At 56.6% G+C, this 16,615-nt stretch carries 14 protein-coding genes, 1 tRNA gene, 1 rRNA gene and 2 pseudogenes; 4 read left to right on the top strand and 14 right to left on the bottom strand.

All coding sequences use genetic code 11. The features are described from left to right. Nucleotides 1–130 precede the first annotated feature (130 nt). Nucleotides 131–664 (top strand): hypothetical protein, encoded by a 534-nt coding sequence (locus tag A3C3_RS0132435; protein WP_022718712.1) that lies wholly within the window; start codon nt 131–133, stop codon nt 662–664. 222 nt (nt 665–886) lie between these two features. On the opposite strand, the gene A3C3_RS45630 is transcribed toward A3C3_RS0132435, so the two are convergent. After that, the gene (locus tag A3C3_RS45630) at nt 887–1,039 is read right to left on the bottom strand and encodes a hypothetical protein (RefSeq protein WP_022718711.1); all 153 of its coding nucleotides are present in this window, start codon (nt 1,037–1,039) and stop codon (nt 887–889) included. A 127-nt stretch (nt 1,040–1,166) separates the two neighbouring features. Continuing rightward, nucleotides 1,167–2,312: a helix-turn-helix domain-containing protein gene (locus tag A3C3_RS0132425; protein WP_022718710.1), complete on the bottom strand. Its 1,146-nt coding sequence runs from the start codon at nt 2,310–2,312 to the stop codon at nt 1,167–1,169. Between the two features lie 501 nt (nt 2,313–2,813). On the opposite strand from A3C3_RS0132425, the gene A3C3_RS0132420 reads away from it, so the two are divergent. Together A3C3_RS0132420 and A3C3_RS0132415 are read left to right on the top strand one after the other, a co-directional pair. Next, on the top strand, nt 2,814–3,959 hold the full coding sequence (locus tag A3C3_RS0132420) for an efflux RND transporter periplasmic adaptor subunit (RefSeq protein ID WP_022718709.1): 1,146 nt from the start codon (nt 2,814–2,816) through the stop codon (nt 3,957–3,959). Beyond that, entirely contained in the window at nt 3,956–7,123 is a 3,168-nt protein-coding gene (locus A3C3_RS0132415) for an efflux RND transporter permease subunit (protein ID WP_022718708.1), read from the top strand. Before A3C3_RS0132420 ends, A3C3_RS0132415 begins: the two co-directional genes overlap by 4 nt. Nucleotides 7,124–7,134: 11 nt before the next feature. Here A3C3_RS0132415 and A3C3_RS0132410 read toward each other — a convergent pair whose 3' ends face one another. The 6 genes and pseudogenes from A3C3_RS0132410 to A3C3_RS0132385 form a co-directional block, all read right to left on the bottom strand. Further along, nucleotides 7,135–8,169, bottom strand: a complete 1,035-nt coding sequence (locus tag A3C3_RS0132410) for an AI-2E family transporter (RefSeq protein ID WP_022718707.1) — start codon at nt 8,167–8,169, stop codon at nt 7,135–7,137. A gap of 135 nt (nt 8,170–8,304) precedes the next feature. Next, nucleotides 8,305–8,799, bottom strand: a complete 495-nt coding sequence (locus A3C3_RS0132405; protein WP_022718706.1) for a DUF1269 domain-containing protein — start codon at nt 8,797–8,799, stop codon at nt 8,305–8,307. Nucleotides 8,800–8,980: 181 nt separating this feature from the next. Beyond that, nucleotides 8,981–9,199, bottom strand: a pseudogene (locus tag A3C3_RS48715) (alpha/beta-hydrolase family protein); the annotation flags it as partial. Nucleotides 9,200–9,417: 218 nt separating this feature from the next. Further along, complete coding sequence (locus tag A3C3_RS0132395) at nt 9,418–10,662, bottom strand: arginine deiminase (RefSeq protein ID WP_022718704.1); 1,245 nt, start codon at nt 10,660–10,662, stop codon at nt 9,418–9,420. A 19-nt stretch (nt 10,663–10,681) separates the two neighbouring features. Further along, nucleotides 10,682–12,115 carry a basic amino acid/polyamine antiporter gene (locus A3C3_RS0132390; protein WP_022718703.1) on the bottom strand — a complete coding sequence of 478 codons (1,434 nt, stop codon included), beginning with the start codon at nt 12,113–12,115 and terminating at the stop codon, nt 10,682–10,684. A 254-nt stretch (nt 12,116–12,369) separates the two neighbouring features. After that, a complete protein-coding gene (locus A3C3_RS0132385; RefSeq protein WP_028740191.1) occupies nt 12,370–13,800 on the bottom strand; it encodes a basic amino acid/polyamine antiporter in 1,431 nt (476 codons plus the stop codon). 349 nt (nt 13,801–14,149) lie between these two features. Between A3C3_RS0132385 and A3C3_RS0132380 the strand changes: the two genes are divergently transcribed. Further along, nucleotides 14,150–14,644, top strand: coding sequence for a YqhA family protein (locus A3C3_RS0132380; RefSeq protein WP_022718701.1), 495 nt, complete (start codon nt 14,150–14,152; stop codon nt 14,642–14,644). Nucleotides 14,645–14,648: 4 nt separating this feature from the next. Here the strand turns inward: A3C3_RS0132380 and A3C3_RS47450 are convergent. From A3C3_RS47450 to rrf, 6 genes and pseudogenes are all read right to left on the bottom strand, one after another. Further along, a pseudogene (locus tag A3C3_RS47450) lies at nt 14,649–14,794 on the bottom strand (transposase); the annotation flags it as partial. 151 nt (nt 14,795–14,945) lie between these two features. Next, entirely contained in the window at nt 14,946–15,323 is a 378-nt protein-coding gene (locus A3C3_RS0132375) for a type II toxin-antitoxin system RelE/ParE family toxin (protein WP_022718700.1), read from the bottom strand. 1 nt (nt 15,324) lies between these two features. Beyond that, nucleotides 15,325–15,576 (bottom strand): ribbon-helix-helix domain-containing protein, encoded by a 252-nt coding sequence (locus A3C3_RS0132370; protein ID WP_028740190.1) that lies wholly within the window; start codon nt 15,574–15,576, stop codon nt 15,325–15,327. Between the two features lie 283 nt (nt 15,577–15,859). Beyond that, a complete protein-coding gene (locus A3C3_RS48265) occupies nt 15,860–16,084 on the bottom strand; it encodes a transposase (protein ID WP_325058583.1) in 225 nt (74 codons plus the stop codon). Nucleotides 16,085–16,346: 262 nt separating this feature from the next. Further along, nucleotides 16,347–16,423 (bottom strand) — tRNA-Met (locus A3C3_RS0132365). Between the two features lie 100 nt (nt 16,424–16,523). Continuing rightward, nucleotides 16,524–16,615: ribosomal RNA gene (gene rrf, locus A3C3_RS42795) — 5S ribosomal RNA — on the bottom strand; the annotation flags it as partial.

The raw sequence follows: 16,615 nt of genomic DNA, 5'->3' as shown, positions 1-16,615 counted from the left end.
TCGCGCAGTAGTTCGCCCTAGCTCGCCTGCATGCCGTGATCGTGGACGCGCCGGGCGATCGCGCCGGCGAAGGCGTCCCAATCGTGCTTGGGCGGCGCGCCCGGCCCGGCTGGGCGTTTGGTCGGGTTCGATGTCGGCGCAGACGCTGAACACCCGTTTCTATCGCGAACTGGCCAACTGGTTTTTCTGGTCGACGAAAATCGTCGAGTTTCCGGCCGCGGTTCGGGCGCGCGAGAACGAGGCAACCGACAAGGCGAAGAAGGAAGCCTTCGAGGCGCAGAACCAGATCGCCGTCATCCGGCTGCTCACCCGGCTGATCTTCGTCTGGTTTATCAAGGAAAAAGGCCTCGTGCCCGAAGCCTTGTTTGATCCGACCGAACTTAAGGCGCTCCTGAACGATGAACCCGCCAGTCAACGCGACAGCAGCACGTATTACAAGGCAGTGCTGCAAAACCTGTTCTTCGCCACGCTCAACACCGAGATGTCCGAGGACCGCAAATGGCGCACCAAGGGCAACGGCGGCGGGCTGGATGGGCAATATCTCATCCACACGGTCTATCGCTTCCGCGACGCCTTCCGTGATCCCGACAAGGCCCTTGGTCTGTTCAAGAATGCCTGGATCGCGAGGTCTCCGCCCGCGATCTGGAGCGCAATCCGGATCTGAAGAAGCGCCTCGTCAAGGAAGGTTCGCACGATGTCATCTGCATCGATGGCTTTTCCGCGCGCCCCGGCAACCCACTTAAGGTGCCGAACAAAATCTTCTTCGCCACAAAGGAGAAGGTCGATCTCAACCATATACCCGATTGAAGAGGGCAACTATTTCGGCTTGGCGCCGCAACCGATCCCTGACTGACTAATTCTAGGTGTTCAGTCCCGGCTTCATCTGCTAAGTTTCTTCTGGAGGATCAACGACGTCGCCTTGCCGGAAACCGAGCACTCCAAGGAGGCTTGCCGCGGTGCGGACGAGAACGATCGCAAGCACGGCGATCGAGCATTGATTGACAGCGGCGAGGAAAACCTCGCCTGAAGCCTTCAGCATGTCAAATAGCCTTGAATATTTTGCGTGCCGAAACACATGCATCGGGTGCTTAAAGCTTGTTTGACACACATGCACGGCATGTACGTCTCTCGAACGTTGCCTTGTTTAAAGCGATCATCGGCCTGCCTCAGCCGTGAAGCCGTCGCAACAGCACGCCGAACCGCTCTTCGGGCGCGTACGCTTTTAGATCGGTCGCAGGCTTATACGGCTGATCGGCCTTTTGCCCGCTCCTGACGTCGGTTGGGCTACAACCGAACTCGCGCCGGAAAGCGCGGCTGAATTCCGTCCCGTCGTTGAAACAGTGTTGCTCAGCGATCTCGATGATGCGGCGTTGATCGTTCGGGTCACTCAGTGCCGAATGTGCATCGAGCAGGCGCCGATGCTGAATATAATGCATGACGCCGCCAAATGGCTCGAACAGGCGATAGAGCCGCGAGCGTGAGACACCAAGTTCCCGACGCAGGGTCTCGGTTGCTAGCTTCGGATCGAACAATCTGGCCTGGATAATTCGACGCGCTCTTTCGATCAGGACCGACGCAATCGGCTCTCGCGCTTCGTCAATATGGTCTGCGGAAGGCCACGCACAGGCGAGTATCATTGCCCGCGTGGCAGCCACCAGTGCTGGAAGTTCAGCTTCATCGATCACCGGCAGCCGCTTGGCAAGGCCAATCATGTAGTCAGAGAACAGCCGACCCATCCCGGTGCTGAGATTGGAGAATTCCGCGGCATTTAGTGCGCCCGTTACTTCGGTGCAAAAATCACGTGGAACGAACAACATCAGCATTTCGCTATTGGTGACGTTCCCTTCGAAGGGGCGGCCAAGGGTATGGACCTGAACCACACCGGCACTGCCTTCGAACGTCCGGGCTGGTGCGATGGTATTGACGCTCCCATAAAGTAACGTCGTCAGTGTCCAGTGATCCAATGGATCCCGTCGTGTATGTCCGGGCAGGCTGACGAATCCCAATGCTTCGGTCTCGATGCGGGAGAAGGCAAGGCAACCGAGGTCCCAGGTCACTTGCTTGCCGCCAAAGCCGACTGTCACGTCTTCGGGTTCGTCGAACTCGAGCATGGGTGCAAAGTTGTTGCGCCAAGCTTCAAACTGGTACCCTGGGGGAAGATCATGTGTTGCGAGCTCATAAGTGGGCAGGTGCTTAGGACCACTTACTCCTTGTTCGGGCTCAACTAGTGTTTGCTCCGGCGCCGGAGGCTTTGCACCTGAGATTGCGCCGTTAGGCAATATATCTCGTCCAATCGCGCCTTCGGCTCTCATAGCGTCGCACTCCTAGTAACTAGGAGAGCACGCAACAGGTCGCTTACTGCGGCTGCGTCTACCACAATCAAGCAAATCACGCTTTTCCGAAGATACTGCTCCGACATCGCTCCACCCCGACGATCAGATGCTCATCCCTGCGTAGTAAGAATACATAACACAATTAATCCGGATTGTTTAGCCGGTAGTTGCATCCAACGCTGCATAGAGATCGCCGGTACAACTGCAAGCGCCGACGTGGTTAAAAACATACAAGCGCTCGCATGCCACTTCTGGGTGGTGCGCGAAATAGCTTGGACCATCCCTGCACGCCAGCAGCAAATTGCCTACGCATCTCTTGGGCGTGCGCAAAAGGCGAAGCCGATTTCTATTCGCTCTACGTCCCAAACCTTGGCAATAGGTCCATTTCTACATGGAGAAGTAGGGAATTTCTTGTTCGCATAGTGGCTTGCAATATATATTTTTTCTCCGCGCGATAATGCGATCGCCTTGGAGATCCAGATGAAAAATATCTCCTGGACTATCCTTGCCGTCTCTCTTGGGCTCGTCTTTTTTTCAGCATTGCCAGGCCCCATTTCAGCGCAGGACGCCCCTCCTGTGGGCCGGCCGGCCCCCACTGTCGTGGTGCAATCGGTTGCCGACGGACCGATTGAATCTCCGAGTGAGAATATCGGCCGCGTAGAAGCCCTGGAGGCGGTAGATGTTCGTGCTCGCGTTTCGGGCTTCATCGAGGAAATCGCATTCAGTCCGGGCGCAGCCGTAAGAGAGGGCGATATTTTGTTTGTCATTGAGCCCGCGGGTTATCAAGCTGCCGTCGCCACTGCCAAGGCGCAGGTCGCACGCGCTGAAGCAACCCGTCAACAGGCCACGGACAATCGAAACAGGAATGCGGAACTTGTCCGACGCAGCACCGTGGCGCAGGCCGCCTATGAAGAGGCCCAGACAGCCCTTGCGATCGCGATAGCCGACCTTGACGCAGCTCAGGCAGGTCTCGCCAAAGCTGAGCTCGACCTTTCTTACACGCGCATAGCAGCGCCCATCTCCGGCCGCATCGGTCAGCCGCTTTTTACCAAGGGCAATTTCGTTGGTCCGGATGTCGGAGCGATTGTCCGACTGGTGCAGGTCGATCCGGTGCGCGTTGTCTTTTCTGTCACCGAAGGAGACATCACAACCTTTCGTCAAAGAGATGCGGCGGAGATGAAATCGACAGCCGACGCCATAAAGTTGAGCCTAAGGTTACCAAACGGCAGCGTTTACAAGCGGGACGGTGTTCTGGAGTTCCTATCGCCAGAAGTCGATTCAAGAACAGGAACAGCAACCGTCGGGACGATATTCCCAAATCCCGAAGGACTGCTGATGCCTGGCCAGTTCGTCAAGCTCATTGTCGGTAGCGCCCAGCAGGCCATGGGGCCATCCGTACCCCAAACCGCCGTCCTGCAGGACCGCGACGGGCGCTTCTTATACGTGATGAGCGAGAACAATATTGTTCGGCAACGCCGTATCGACACCGGGGCGAAGATCGGTGATCTGTGGGCCGTCCGACAAGGTGTGAAATCGGGAGAAAAGATCGTTGTGCAAGGGACGCAACGGCTCTCCGATGGGATCGCTGTCCAGCCCGTCGAGCAAGACGGCCGGCCCAAGCCATGATTTCGGGTTTCTTCATCTCCCGTCCACGGTTCGCAATCGTCGTCGCCGTTATCTTGTGCTTTGCCGGCGGCCTATCAATATTCGGGCTTCCCATTGCCCAGTATCCCAACATAACGCCGCCAAGCATCACGGTTTCGGCTTTCTATCCCGGCGCAAATGCCGAGGTTATCGCAAAGGTGGTCGGGGACCCGCTGGAAACGGCGATCAATGGCGTCGACGACATGATATATATGTCATCAAACAGCTCCGATGCCGGTTCCTATACGCTAACGGTGACCTTCGCCGTCGGCACCGATCCCAACCTCGCTCAGATCAACGTTCAAAATCGTGCTCAACTCGCGACCGCACAGTTACCGGCCGCGGTCTCCCAGCAGGGGATCACCGTGCGGGCACGCTCTCCTGATTTCCTGGTGGCTTTCGGGTTCTATTCCCCGGATCAGACACTCAGTGAACTCGACATAGCCAACTACCTTTCCGTGAATGTGACAGATGCCCTGTCGCGCGTGACTGGTGTTGGCGAAGCGTCGGTCATGGGGTCGTCCCAATATAGCATGCGCATCTGGATGGATCCCGTGCGCATGGCAGCGCTCGAGATAACACCGGATGATGTCGCATCGGCAATTCAAGCCCAGAATATTCAGGCGTCGATCGGTCAGGTCGGCGGTCCACCTTCGCAGGACAATGCGAAGATTCAATACACGCTGGTCGCCCAAGGGCGACTTGAGGAGGCCGAAGCCTTCGGCGACATTGTCGTGAAAACAGGCCAGGCGGGCGCTCTCGTTCGCGTTCGCGATATCGGCCGGGTCGAACTCGGGGCGCAAAGCTACGCGTCCAGCGTGAGAGTGAACGGGGCTCCTGGTGCAATGCTGGTCGTAAATCAGGCGCCGCGCGCCAATGCGCTGGGTACAGCAGATGCAGTGACCAAGGAACTTGAAAGTCTCTCGCGACAGTTTCCGCACGGTCTGACCTATGAGCCGGTTTATGACTCGACCCAGTTCGTGCGCGCGTCCATTCGCGAAATCATCATGACGCTCGCAATCACCTTCATAATTGTCGTGGCGGTCACCTTCTTGTTTCTTGGCGAATGGCGCGCCACCGTTATTCCTGCGCTCGCCGTTCCGGCATCGTTGATCGCCACATTCGCCGTTCTCTATGTCGCGGGGTTTTCAATCAATCTCATCACGCTGCTTGCCCTCATACTGGCGACGGGACTCGTTGTTGATGACGCCATTCTCGTCGTGGAAAATGTACAGCGGCTCATGAAGGAACAGGGATTGGACGCGAAAACTGCCAGCGAAAAGGCCATGCTGCAGGTTACCGGCCCGATCATCTCGACGACGATGGTATTGTTGGGCGTGTTTGTCCCGACGGCATTTCTGCAAGGCATTAACGGCCAGCTTTACCGGCAGTTTGCGGTCACAATCTCCGCATCACTCGTCTTTTCCTCATTGATGGGTTTGACACTGAGCCCGGCGCTTTGCGCGACCCTTCTCCGCAAGCCGACGGATCTCAGCGGGCCACTGGCACGATTCGAGTCCATGCTCGAAAGGACGCGCAATGGGTATACCCGTGTTGTCAGCGGTTCGGCTCGGCGTATCGTTATTGTTCTTTGCGCGCTCGCCGCCACGATCGCCATAGCGGTGCTGCTTTTCCTGAAAGTGCCGTCGTCGTTCTTGCCAGATGAGGATCAGGGATTCCTTTTTGTTGATATTCAGCTGCCCAATGCTTCTGCACTTTCGACCACGGAAAAAACGATACAACAGGTTGAAGCCGCGCTGCGAGAAACGGAGGGCGTGGCGAAGGTCGTGACGATATCCGGTTTCAGCCTTCTGCAGAGCGGCTCTGTGCCGAATGGCGGCTTCGCCATTGTCATGTTGGATCCTTGGGAAAAGAGAGACGCGCCAAACCTGTCAACAACAGCCTTACTGGCATCGCTCAATGCGCGTTTCTCGACCCTTCCACAGGCCAATGTTGCTGTATTCGCTCCTCCGCCCATCCCCGGCATCGGCCAGGTCGGGGGATTGGACTTCAGGCTACAAGCACGCTTGGGCCAGTCGCCGGAAGACATCAGTCAGGTGGCACGGGCGCTGATAGCCGCAGCCGGCCAGACGCCGGAGATTGCGATTGCATCCAGTTCTTTCTCGGCGGATGTCCCCCGGGTTTTCGTGAATGTCAATCGCGTGCGTGCCGAAAGCCTGGGCGTCAGCGTCGATCAAATTTATTCAACGCTCGGGGCGCAGTTCGGCGGAAGGTATGTCAACGATTTCACGCATGACGGCAGATCATTCAAGGTCAACCTACAGGCGGACAGCCAGTTCAGAATAATCCCGGATGATGTTCTCAATCTGCATGTCAGAAGCCGCGATGGCGCGATGGTACCCCTGCGCACTCTGGTAACCCTGGAACCAGACCTCGGACCGTTTTCGCTGTCGCGGTATAATCTTTTTCCCTCCGCTCCGGTGAACGGAATTCCGGCTGTCGGAACCAGTTCGGCTCGGGCGATGGCGGCTTTCGAGAGCGCGGCCTCGGAAGTGCTGCCTGAAGGCTACGGCTACGAATGGTCAGGGCTGTCCCTGCAGGAACGGCAATCTGCGGCGCAGACTCCTATGATTTTGGCGCTGGCGCTCATCTTTGCGTTCTTGTTTCTTGTTGCCCAATACGAAAGCTGGACTCTGCCGGTCTCCATTATCCTCTCGCTCTCCTTTGCCGCTTTAGGAGCAATCATGGCTCTCGCGGTATCAGGACTGGAAAACTCGCTATATGCCCAGATTGGTATCGTTCTACTGATTGGCCTCGCTTCGAAAAATGCCATCCTGATCGTCGAATTTGCGCGAGTTGAGCGAGAGCGCGGGCTCTCGATCGTTGATTCAGCGGTTTCCGCAGCGGCTCAGCGTTTTAGGGCGGTCATGATGACTGCCGTTTCGTTTATCTTGGGGATGATCCCGCTGGTGGTCGCAACGGGCGCCGGTGCCAACGCCCGCCAGGCCCTTGGCATCACCATCCTCGGAGGCATGTTGGCGGCAACGACCGTGGGAATATTGTTCATCCCAGGATTGTTCGTCGTTGTGGAACGATTTGCAGAATGGTTTTCCGGCCGGTTTACCCGCCCGCTCGACGATGCTCGGGAAGGAGAGAGGGCGGAACAGCGACGGTCGTCACGCTGACCGGCTCACATTCACTGGCCGGTCATGTCTACGGACCCTCGCGAAGCAAGCGTCGCGATCCATCTAGTGGATTGCTCGCGTGAGCAATAGACAATGAAGGCAATTAGAATTGGCACACCGATGAAGGCCCCAGGAACACCCCACATGAAACTCCAAAAAAACACTGCGAAAATTACTGCAAACGGCGAAATCGAAAGCGAGGTGCCGATCAGCAACGGCTCGAGATAACTCCCAATAACAAATTGGATCAGGTTGAGCCCTACGAAGACCCCGACCGCCATCGGCCACGACTCGAATTGGGCAATGGCGAACAAGGTCGGCAGTACCGTTGCGACAAACGGACCCAAGAACGGGATATAATTGAGGGTAAAGGCGATCGCGCCCCAAGCGGCCGCGAGTTCCAGCCCTGCGACGAGCGCGAACATCCAGACGACGATACCCGTCAACATACTGGCTAATGTGCGCACGATCATGAAGCGGCGCAATTTCATGCCAATCTCGCGGTTTGCAAGGAGAATCCGCGTTCCGTGGGGCTGCGCGGCAGGGCTGCTCAGCATTCCGTTGAAATCGTCGACCTCAAGGAGGCCAAGCATGGTGAAGAGAAGAACGAGCAATGCGAAGCCCGCGAAACTATTGAGTCGCCCAGCCATTCCTTGCGTGAAGCCAACCAGCCACCTCACATCGAAACGGTCGGCGAGCACGCCGGCGATCGCTATGCCATGTCCTTCCAGCCAGTCGGCCCAACTCGCGTAGATGAGCTGGAATCGGCCCGCATTGGCGAAGAGCCATTGGCCGAGTTTGCCGAGGCCCCAAGTGACCGATGAACTGATAGCAGCGATGACTGCCATCGTGAGAATAAGGGTGAGAAGCAGTGCTATGAGCTGCGGCAACCGCCGCTGCAGTGCAGATTGGATAGGACAGACCAATGCAATGAGGAACAGCGAGAATGCAAGCGGAACAAAGATCGCCTGAGCGAAATAAAGAAGAGCAAGAACCAGAATGCCGGCCGCGAGAGGTCCGAATTGCCTTTCGCTTTGCCTTCTCATGTTTGAATCCCTATCGGCTCTCCAAATGGAAAAACAGTATGATCACTGCGCCGGCTGAGCCGTCGTCTGGATTGTTTGGCGACTCCAGGTGACAGCATCTGCTGCGGAATCAACGTGGCCGATGATCACCGACAATTACGCTGCCGCATCTTTCTGCAGGGCGTCACGTAAAATCTGCTCCTTGGTCTCATCCAAGGAGGTTTTAAGCACCACACCGCCGAAACCGGATATTTCCTTCAGCAGCTTATCGGCCGTCATTTCCTGCACCAGCACGAACAATGCCGCATTTCCCGGCTGAAGGCTGCCCGCGAGGTCTTTCATAAAGGCGTCATCTATCCCGACATCGGTTAGTGCGCCCGCGATCGCGCCCGATGCCGCCCCCACCGCCGCGCCGATGAGCGGGTTCAGAAATAGGACACCTACCAGAAGCCCCCAAAAGCTGCCCGATACAGCTCCAGACGTTGTCATACTGACGAGCTGGTTAAGCCTGACTTTGCCAGTGTCCGTCTTGGTTGCGATGACAGCGTCACCAAGCTTGATCAAATACTCCTTCTGCAGTTCGATGAGGCGTCGGCGCACTTCTTCAGCCTTTGCTTCCGTTGGATAGACGATGGCGATGAGACTAGACATGACACCCTCCAAGTTGTGAACCGAACCCTTAGACCTTGATCACCAGGCCACATCGAAACATATCGCGCCAACGCAACGAGGAAATTGGCACAGAATCCTAGAATGATGCGTTGCGTCTCTTTTTGAGCGCGCCGTCAGCAATGCATACGACGCTACAGCAGCGCCGCGATTGATTGAAATCTTATCCGTGCGCGGCCGGCCCAGCGCCACTTCGAAACTTGTTCTCGAAAAATATCTTGAGGCGCGTGACATCATTCGGAGAAAGGCCCTGCGGATCAGTGACGGCAATCCACGCATCGATATAGTGTTCCGGCGCGTAAACATGGCCGTACCCAATCGGAGATGTGGTGGCTGTTGCCATGTCCAGTAAAAGTTGCGTCATTGTGACCAGGGGGAACCAGCACACTACCGAAACAACGCCTTGTACAACGTAAGTCCGTGGCATCAGGCTCGGAGTTAAGGATGCAGCGAAGAAGACAATGCCGACAACCAAACCGATAAATTGAGAAAAATCTCGCCAATGCCATAATTTTCGCCTGCAAACCCCTCCGCACATTACGCGTGCTCCCATAAGCGTGCGCAGCATTCGCCGTAGCGATCGATCAAAGGATGCCAGGATTAATAATCCACCGCATCGCGGATGATCGGGCACGTCATGCAATGGCCGCCACCACGACCTCGGCCAAGCTCGGCACCTATGATAGTAATCACCTCGATGCCCTGCTTGCGCAAAAGTGTGTTTGTGTAGGTATTGCGGTCATAGGCATAGACGACTCCGGGAGAGGCGCAGACGAGGTTGGCGCCGCTGTCCCACTGGGTCCGCTCGCGCATGTAGTCGTTGCCGCCGGTCTCGACAACGCGCATTTTATTGAGACCCAGCGCGTCACGAACCGTATCGACGAAAGAGCCCTTGTCCTTGTGCAGTTCCACGCCGCCGTTTCCGTCCGGTCGATAGGAGAAGGCTTCGATGCCATTGACGATATCGGGATAGAGCAGTACGCAGTCGCGGTCGGCGAAGGTGAAGACGGTGTCCAGATGCATGGCAGCGCGCAGCTTGGGCATGGCCGCGACGATGACGCGCTCGGCAGCACCTTTCTCGAACAGCGCTGCTGCGACCTGGCTGATGGCCTGACGCGAGGTGCGCTCGCTCATGCCGATGAGGGCGTTGCCCTTGCCGATCGGCATAACGTCGCCGCCCTCGATCGTGGCGAGGCCCCAATCCTGGGTCGGATCGCCCCACCAGACGTTGACCTTGCCGGCAAAGTCCGGATGGAACTTGTAGATCGACGTGGTGAGGATGGTCTCCTCGTGCCGCGCTGGCCAGTAGAGCGAGTTCAGCGTCACGCCGCCGTAGATCCAGCATGTCGTGTCGCGGGTGTAGAGCGTGTTCGGCAGCGGCGGCAGCAGATATTCGTTGACGCCGGCCGCATCGCGAATCAGAGCCAGCTGCTCGCCGCCGACGGTTTCGGGAAACTCGAAGGTCGACAGCCCGCCGATCAGCGTCTCGGCGAGTTCACGGTTCGACAAGCCCTCCAGATAGGAGCGAACCTCGTCGACGAGGCCGAGACCCACCTGGTTCGGAACGACCTGGTTGTCGAGGATCCATTTCTTGGCCTCGGGGATCGCCACCGTCTCAGCCAGGAGATTGTGCATCTCGACCACCTCAATGCCGCGATCGCGCATCTTGGTCATGAAATCGAAATGGTCGCGCTTGGCATTGTCGACCCAGAGAACGTCGTCGAAAAGCAGATCGTCGCAATTGCTCGGCGTGAGGCGCTGGTGCGCGCGCCCCGGGGCGCAGACCATGACCTTGCGTAACTGGCCGACTTCGGAATGAACACCGAACGGGCTATCTTTTGTCATGACGTTTCCGCCTTTCTGTTCAAGGTGTAATGATGCCAGTCAGCAGGCCGTAGGCCCCGATCAGGCCGGCGACCACTGTGGTTGCGAACACGATGAGCTCGGTGGGGTTAAACAGCTGCAAATTCTGCTCGCGCCGCGCCCAGAAATAGAGAATGGTACCAGGCACGAACAGGACTGCGACGAGCAGCACGTATTTGAGCCCGGCGGCAATGAACATGATGATCGTGTAGACGACCGCTATCGAGGCGAAGACTTGGTCACGGCCGCGTTCGTCGGGCGTGGTTTCATAGCCCACTCCACTGCGGGCGAGCAGGACACCGTAACCAGCGACAAGCAGATAGGGCAGCAGCGCGGTGACGCTTGTCATGTCGAGCATGAAGTTGAACGCGTCCCGAGACCAGTAAGTGGAGATCACGAACAGCGACACGACGATATTGGTCAGCCACAGGGCATTGGCAGGCACCCGATTACCGTTCTGCGCGGCGAAGAGCTTCGGCATGTCATCGGACTTGGCTGCGGCAAAGAGCACTTCAGCGCAAATCAGTGACCAGGCAAGATAGGCGCCCAACACCGAGACCAGAACGCCGATGGAGATGAAGACGGCGCCCCAATGACCGACGACCGCCTCGAGAACGGTGGCGAGCGAAGGTTGCTGGACGGCTGCGATCGCCGACTGAGGCAGCACCGCATAGGGCAGCAATGTGACCGCGACCATCAAGCCGGTGACGCCGACGAAGCCTAGAATCGTCGCTGTACCGACGTCTGAGCGCTCCTTGGCAAAGCGCGAATAGACGCTCGCTCCCTCGATCCCGAGGAAAACAAACACGGTGATCAGCATGGTGTCGCGCACCTGTGCGATCAACGATTTTTCCGGCATGCCCGGGCCACCGAAGAAGTTTTCGGAGAATTGCGCATAGTTGAAGGCAAAGATCAACGCCAGGATGAACACGATGATCGGTACGATCTTGGCGACGGTGACGATAGTGTTGATGAATGCCGCTTGCTCGACACCGCGAAGGATCATGAAATGAAATGCCCAGATGCCGATCAGCGACACGATGATCGCAGTGACGCTGCTTCCATCGCCGAAAATTTCAGGGAAGAAGCGCCCGAGCGTCGAGCCGATCAGCACCCAGTAGAAGACGTTGCCGAGGCAGCTGCCGAGCCAGTACCCGAAGGCCGACAGGAAACCCATATAGTTACCGAAGCCAGCCTTGGCATAGGCGAAAACGCCCGAGTCGATATCTGGTCTTTTCTCTGCAAGCGCTTGAAACACGCGCGCCAGCATGTACATGCCGGTTCCCGCGATCGCCCAGGCGATCATAGCTCCGAACGGGCCTGTGGCGGCACCGAACCGACCGGGCAGATTGAAAATGCCCGCGCCGACCATCGATCCGACGACCATGGCCGTTAGCGCAAACAACGAGAATTTCTGAGTAGAGTCTGAACCCATGGTGTCCTCTACAAAACTCTATCAAATGTCCGCGTGCGCTGACGGCAGCGAATGCTGATTTGAATTATAGTGTTGTTCGGTCCTCCAATGGATCAGCACAGAATCCCATAAGCATTCTTCGCGTCCCGATTTTCGCAGCGACTTACGAAACCACGACCTTTTGGACCGAAATGAAACGCCGCGACTGGCTGAGCCAACAATGGCGATTCGATCGCCAAAGCGTTTCTTTCGAAGCGGCCCGTTGCGGCGCTCGGCTAGATGGAGATGAGACTTGTCGTGATGGAATAGATCGCTATCGCCGCGCCAAGACTTGCAGTTGCGAACATGACCCACTCGCTAGGGGTGAAGACGGTTTTGCCCCCTTCACGGCGCGCAACAATAAAAAGAATTGAACCGGGGCCATAGATCACCGCCGACAGCAGCAGGTGTTTTGCTCCGGCCGCATAGATGAGGCCGACGGTGTATATCAGGGCGATCCCGGCGCAGATCAGGTCCTTACGGTGGCCGGATGGATCCCTGTCGTATGTTTCGCCTGACCAGGCCAGTTTCAGCCCGTATGCAGCAACGAGGAGATAGGGAATGAGGATCATCGAGCTCGTCAGCTCGAGCGCCAGCCTGAACGCATATTGCGTAAACAGCGTCAGGATCAAAAACGTCTGAACGATGATATTGGTAAGCCACAAGGCATTCGACGGCACGTCATTCCTGTTCTCGTGTGACAAAAAACGCGGCATGGTTTCATACCTGGACGCCGAAAAGAGAATTTCTGCAGCAAGAAGCACCCACGACAGGTAGGCGCCCAAAACGGAAATCAGCAATCCCACGCTGACGAATATTGCTCCCCAGGGTCCAACGACGCTTTCCAGGACGCCGGCCATGGACGGGTTGCGCAGCCCTGCAAGATCGGTGCGTAACATGGCGCCATAGGAAAGGATCGTGACAAGAGCAAGCAGGCATAATACGCCGAGGAAACCCACAAGCGTCGCCACTCCAACATCGTTGCGGTTTCGCGCATAACGGGAATACACACTGGCGCCTTCGATTCCGACAAAGACGAAGACGGTCACGAGCATGGTGGCGCGGACCTGGCTGGCGACGTTGCTGACACTGATATCCTCGCCGCCCCAGAAATTGGCAGCGAAAATATCGGCATGGAATCCCCAAGCAACAAGGGCAATGAAAAGGATAATCGGAATGATCTTGGCGAAAGTCACGATGGTGTTGACCGCGGCTGCGCCCCTGACACCGCGCAGAATGAGCGTGTGAAAGAGCCACAGAAGGGTCGATGAGCAGACAATCGCTATGATTGTATTACCGTCGCCGAAGACGGGAAAAAACAAGCCAAGTGTCGACTTGATCAGTACGAAATACGAAACATTGCCGAGACAGGCAGCGGACCAATATCCAAGCGCAGACAGAAACCCGAGATAGTTGCCGAACCCGGCTTTTGCATAAGCGTAAATCCCGGCGTCCAACTCCGGCTTTCGTCGAGACAGTGTCTGAAATACGAAGGCCAGCATCAGCATGCCGGTACCGGCGATCGACCATGCGATCAGTGCGCCGAACGGTCCGGTCACGCGTCCGAAGGCCTGTGGCAAAGAAAAAATTCCAGCCCCGACCATTGAGCCCACGACCATCGCCATCAATGTCCAAACGGAAAAATGCGGATTTGAATCTGAAGCCATCGTCATGCGCTCCCGGCGGACTTGTCGTGTTCATCGAATTGCCACTTTAGCCTTGCCCCAGAGTCCCCGTAATCGGCATGGAATCCCAAGACTATGCTTCAAGTCCATTTCGACCTGGAATGATCCCACAGCAATGGCGAGGCGAAGCGGTCCGGGCTATGCTTCGCCAGCCGTACACGCAAATATCTGAATAGCCTGAACGATTGGCCAGAGCTCCTTTCCTTTGGTCTCAGGTCCAGGAGTAATCGATTGCTCTGACACGGGGTGCTGGTATGGCCGGGTGGAGCCGTTGCCCCCGACATAGCAAGGTGGGTTGACCACCGTCATTTCCGCCGACGGAGTACAGTTTATGCTCTCGCTGTTTCTATCGCTGCGCTATGTGATCATCATCGCGCCTTTAGGTCTTTTAAGCGGTGCTGCGCTCACGTTCTGGGACGGCACTCTGACGCTCGGCAATGCGTTCGCGGCCGTTCGCATGGATCCAAGTTCGTCCGTTATCGCGGCCGTGTTGCGTTCTACCGATAAGTTCATTTTCGGCATCATTCTGATCATCTTCGCATATGCGATTACATTCGGATTCGTTTTCGATGTGTCGGACGATGAGCGTCAAAAAGTGCCGAGGTGGATGCTACTGTCCACGATTAATGAACTGAAGATTCTCTTCTTCCAGGTCATCATTCTGTATTTGGTGGTTCATTTTGCGACGCTCATCGCAGAAACCGAGGGAGAGCTGGAGTGGAACACTCTAGTACTGCCCGGCGCTATCGTCCTACTCGCTGCCGCAATGAAACTGGTGGCTAGTTCGTCTCATGACGAGAACCGCAGGCGAGTGGAACGAAAGTGATCGCTTCGCGGCGCAGCCACTCATTCTCAAGCAGATCCCGCTTCATCTGCCACGGCCGGGAAATGCGTGTGTAGCACCGTTTTCCTTGATCCATTTGCGCAGGACATTCTCATGAACCTCCAAATCGCGAGCAGCCTGGGCTACCCGAATACGAAGACGTCATCCCCGTCGACGCCACAGAGATTGTCGTCGTCGGTGTCGGCCCAAATCGTCAATCGAACAATTATTGACGCCGAGAACAGCGATTTTCTGTATCGCAATTGGTTGCGGGGTATGGCACCCTGGATTTGAACCTGCGGCCTTATGAGCCGAAATTCTGTTTCTCTGCGCTGGCCGCTTTTTCATCCAGTGCAGCCAAGTCCTCCATGAGGCGTACCGGCAGGTCCATTCGCTCATGCAGAATGCTCATCACACCAAGGTCGCCATTGTTCAGCTCCCGGAAGAATACAAGATGGCGCTCGTAGCGGCTAAAATAGGCTTCGCGGTTGATGTCAGCGGGAACCGCAAGCTTCTGCGGGAGCTTTCGCCATATCGCCCTATTGTCACACAACCGCTGTAAGTGAGTATGTAAGCCGGTGATATAAGTCACCGCCTGCTTCTCGCCCCAGTTCTCAACGGTATCCCGCCAAATCTTATCCTGAGCGGCATCCGCTCGGGGGAAAAAACGATACGCGACCATACTAGCGGCGCTGGTTTCGGCGGATTACATCCTCGGCCTTAACGGTGACGAATTGGCTATCGTCCGCGCGCATAGCGGGGCCTAGTTCCTTTTGCAAGGCCTCCCATGCCTCATCGCGGTTCTGCAAATCCTGCCGGATCAAGGCGCGAATATACTCGCTGGCATTTTCATAGAGGCCATCCTCGCCAATCTGCTGCTGAATATGGGCCTGCAATTGCCCGCCCACCTTCACATGAATGCTTCCCGATGCCATCGGCATATCCTTTCGTTCTTCTTCTATTGTGGGGAGCGTAGCATATATTGTCAATATTCATCACCCGCTCCTCTACGGGAGCGCTGACGCGTGCGTGTGGTCACACCAGAGGCAGTCCAAAGCCCCATAAGATCGTCGGCCAATCCGCTAAAATCCGGTGGTGGATTCGCCTTGTCAGGCACTGTGGCCTCAGTGATACGCGCGCGACACTATAGAGCGACACTCTTCCACTCGTTGAAGAGCTGCCTCCCAGTTCTTCTCCAATTGGGCAGCAAGCAGGCGATTATCCGGATCGCAGGCAGCGTAACGGCGTTTGGCTAGCGTAGCATCGTACCGGGCTTGCTGAAGGCCGAGCTCCAGAATAGTCCGTCGTTCGGCCCGACGGCCACGTGAACAACTGTGACGGATCAACACCAAGTCCGCGTGCTACTACTGAGACGCTCGCTCCAGGTTGCACCGTTTCGGCCACAGCCTGTGCCTTGAAGTCGCTCGACCTATGTCGCCACATTTGCCGCGGAGGGCCTTCCAATAGGCCTGCGGCGGCCTCAATTATATGAAAGGTTCTATGATCAGACACAGTAGCAGACATGGAAATTCACACCCTGATCTAATTCCTGGATCGCTCAGTCACGGATAAACCCGGTGACCTGCCATCGCCAGTTGGGGTGCATGCATCGCTGAGCGGGGATTTATGCTAGCATTGCTTGCGGGAATTCCGAACGCAAAAAGGGCTCCGAGTTTCCTCGGAGCCCTTTGAATGTTGTAATGTTTGGTTGCGGGGGCAGGATTTGAACCTGCGGCCTTCAGGTTATGAGCCTGACGAGCTACCGGGCTGCTCCACCCCGCGTTATTGTTTTTGAGCGGGACCGCTTATGTTTGCGGCGTGTTTTTATCGGCTTAAGGCCGATGTTTTGTGTTGAGAAGATTGTTTTTGTTGCGTTTTGCAGACCTGGCGGCGACCGACTCTCCCGCGTCTTGAGACGAAGTACCATAGGCGCTGGGGCGTTTCACGGCCGTGTTCGGAAAGGGAACGGGTGCA

The sequence above is a fragment of the Rhizobium mongolense USDA 1844 genome (assembly GCF_000419765.1).
Classification (GTDB): Bacteria; Pseudomonadota; Alphaproteobacteria; order Rhizobiales; family Rhizobiaceae; genus Rhizobium; species Rhizobium mongolense.
Note: the sequence above shows the minus strand (reverse complement) of the source record. Positions and strands in the feature narration are given on the sequence as shown.

Coding starts and splice junctions, on each gene's coding strand:
- A3C3_RS0132435 (WP_022718712.1), top strand. CDS start 131: ATGTCGGCGCAGACGCTGAACACCCGTTTCTATCGCGAACTGGCCAAC.
- A3C3_RS45630 (WP_022718711.1), bottom strand. CDS start 1,039: ATGCTGAAGGCTTCAGGCGAGGTTTTCCTCGCCGCTGTCAATCAATGC.
- A3C3_RS0132425 (WP_022718710.1), bottom strand. CDS start 2,312: ATGAGAGCCGAAGGCGCGATTGGACGAGATATATTGCCTAACGGCGCA.
- A3C3_RS0132420 (WP_022718709.1), top strand. CDS start 2,814: ATGAAAAATATCTCCTGGACTATCCTTGCCGTCTCTCTTGGGCTCGTC.
- A3C3_RS0132415 (WP_022718708.1), top strand. CDS start 3,956: ATGATTTCGGGTTTCTTCATCTCCCGTCCACGGTTCGCAATCGTCGTC.
- A3C3_RS0132410 (WP_022718707.1), bottom strand. CDS start 8,169: ATGAGAAGGCAAAGCGAAAGGCAATTCGGACCTCTCGCGGCCGGCATT.
- A3C3_RS0132405 (WP_022718706.1), bottom strand. CDS start 8,799: ATGTCTAGTCTCATCGCCATCGTCTATCCAACGGAAGCAAAGGCTGAA.
- A3C3_RS0132395 (WP_022718704.1), bottom strand. CDS start 10,662: ATGACAAAAGATAGCCCGTTCGGTGTTCATTCCGAAGTCGGCCAGTTA.
- A3C3_RS0132390 (WP_022718703.1), bottom strand. CDS start 12,115: ATGGGTTCAGACTCTACTCAGAAATTCTCGTTGTTTGCGCTAACGGCC.
- A3C3_RS0132385 (WP_028740191.1), bottom strand. CDS start 13,800: ATGGCTTCAGATTCAAATCCGCATTTTTCCGTTTGGACATTGATGGCG.
- A3C3_RS0132380 (WP_022718701.1), top strand. CDS start 14,150: ATGCTCTCGCTGTTTCTATCGCTGCGCTATGTGATCATCATCGCGCCT.
- A3C3_RS0132375 (WP_022718700.1), bottom strand. CDS start 15,323: ATGGTCGCGTATCGTTTTTTCCCCCGAGCGGATGCCGCTCAGGATAAG.
- A3C3_RS0132370 (WP_028740190.1), bottom strand. CDS start 15,576: ATGGCATCGGGAAGCATTCATGTGAAGGTGGGCGGGCAATTGCAGGCC.
- A3C3_RS48265 (WP_325058583.1), bottom strand. CDS start 16,084: ATGTGGCGACATAGGTCGAGCGACTTCAAGGCACAGGCTGTGGCCGAA.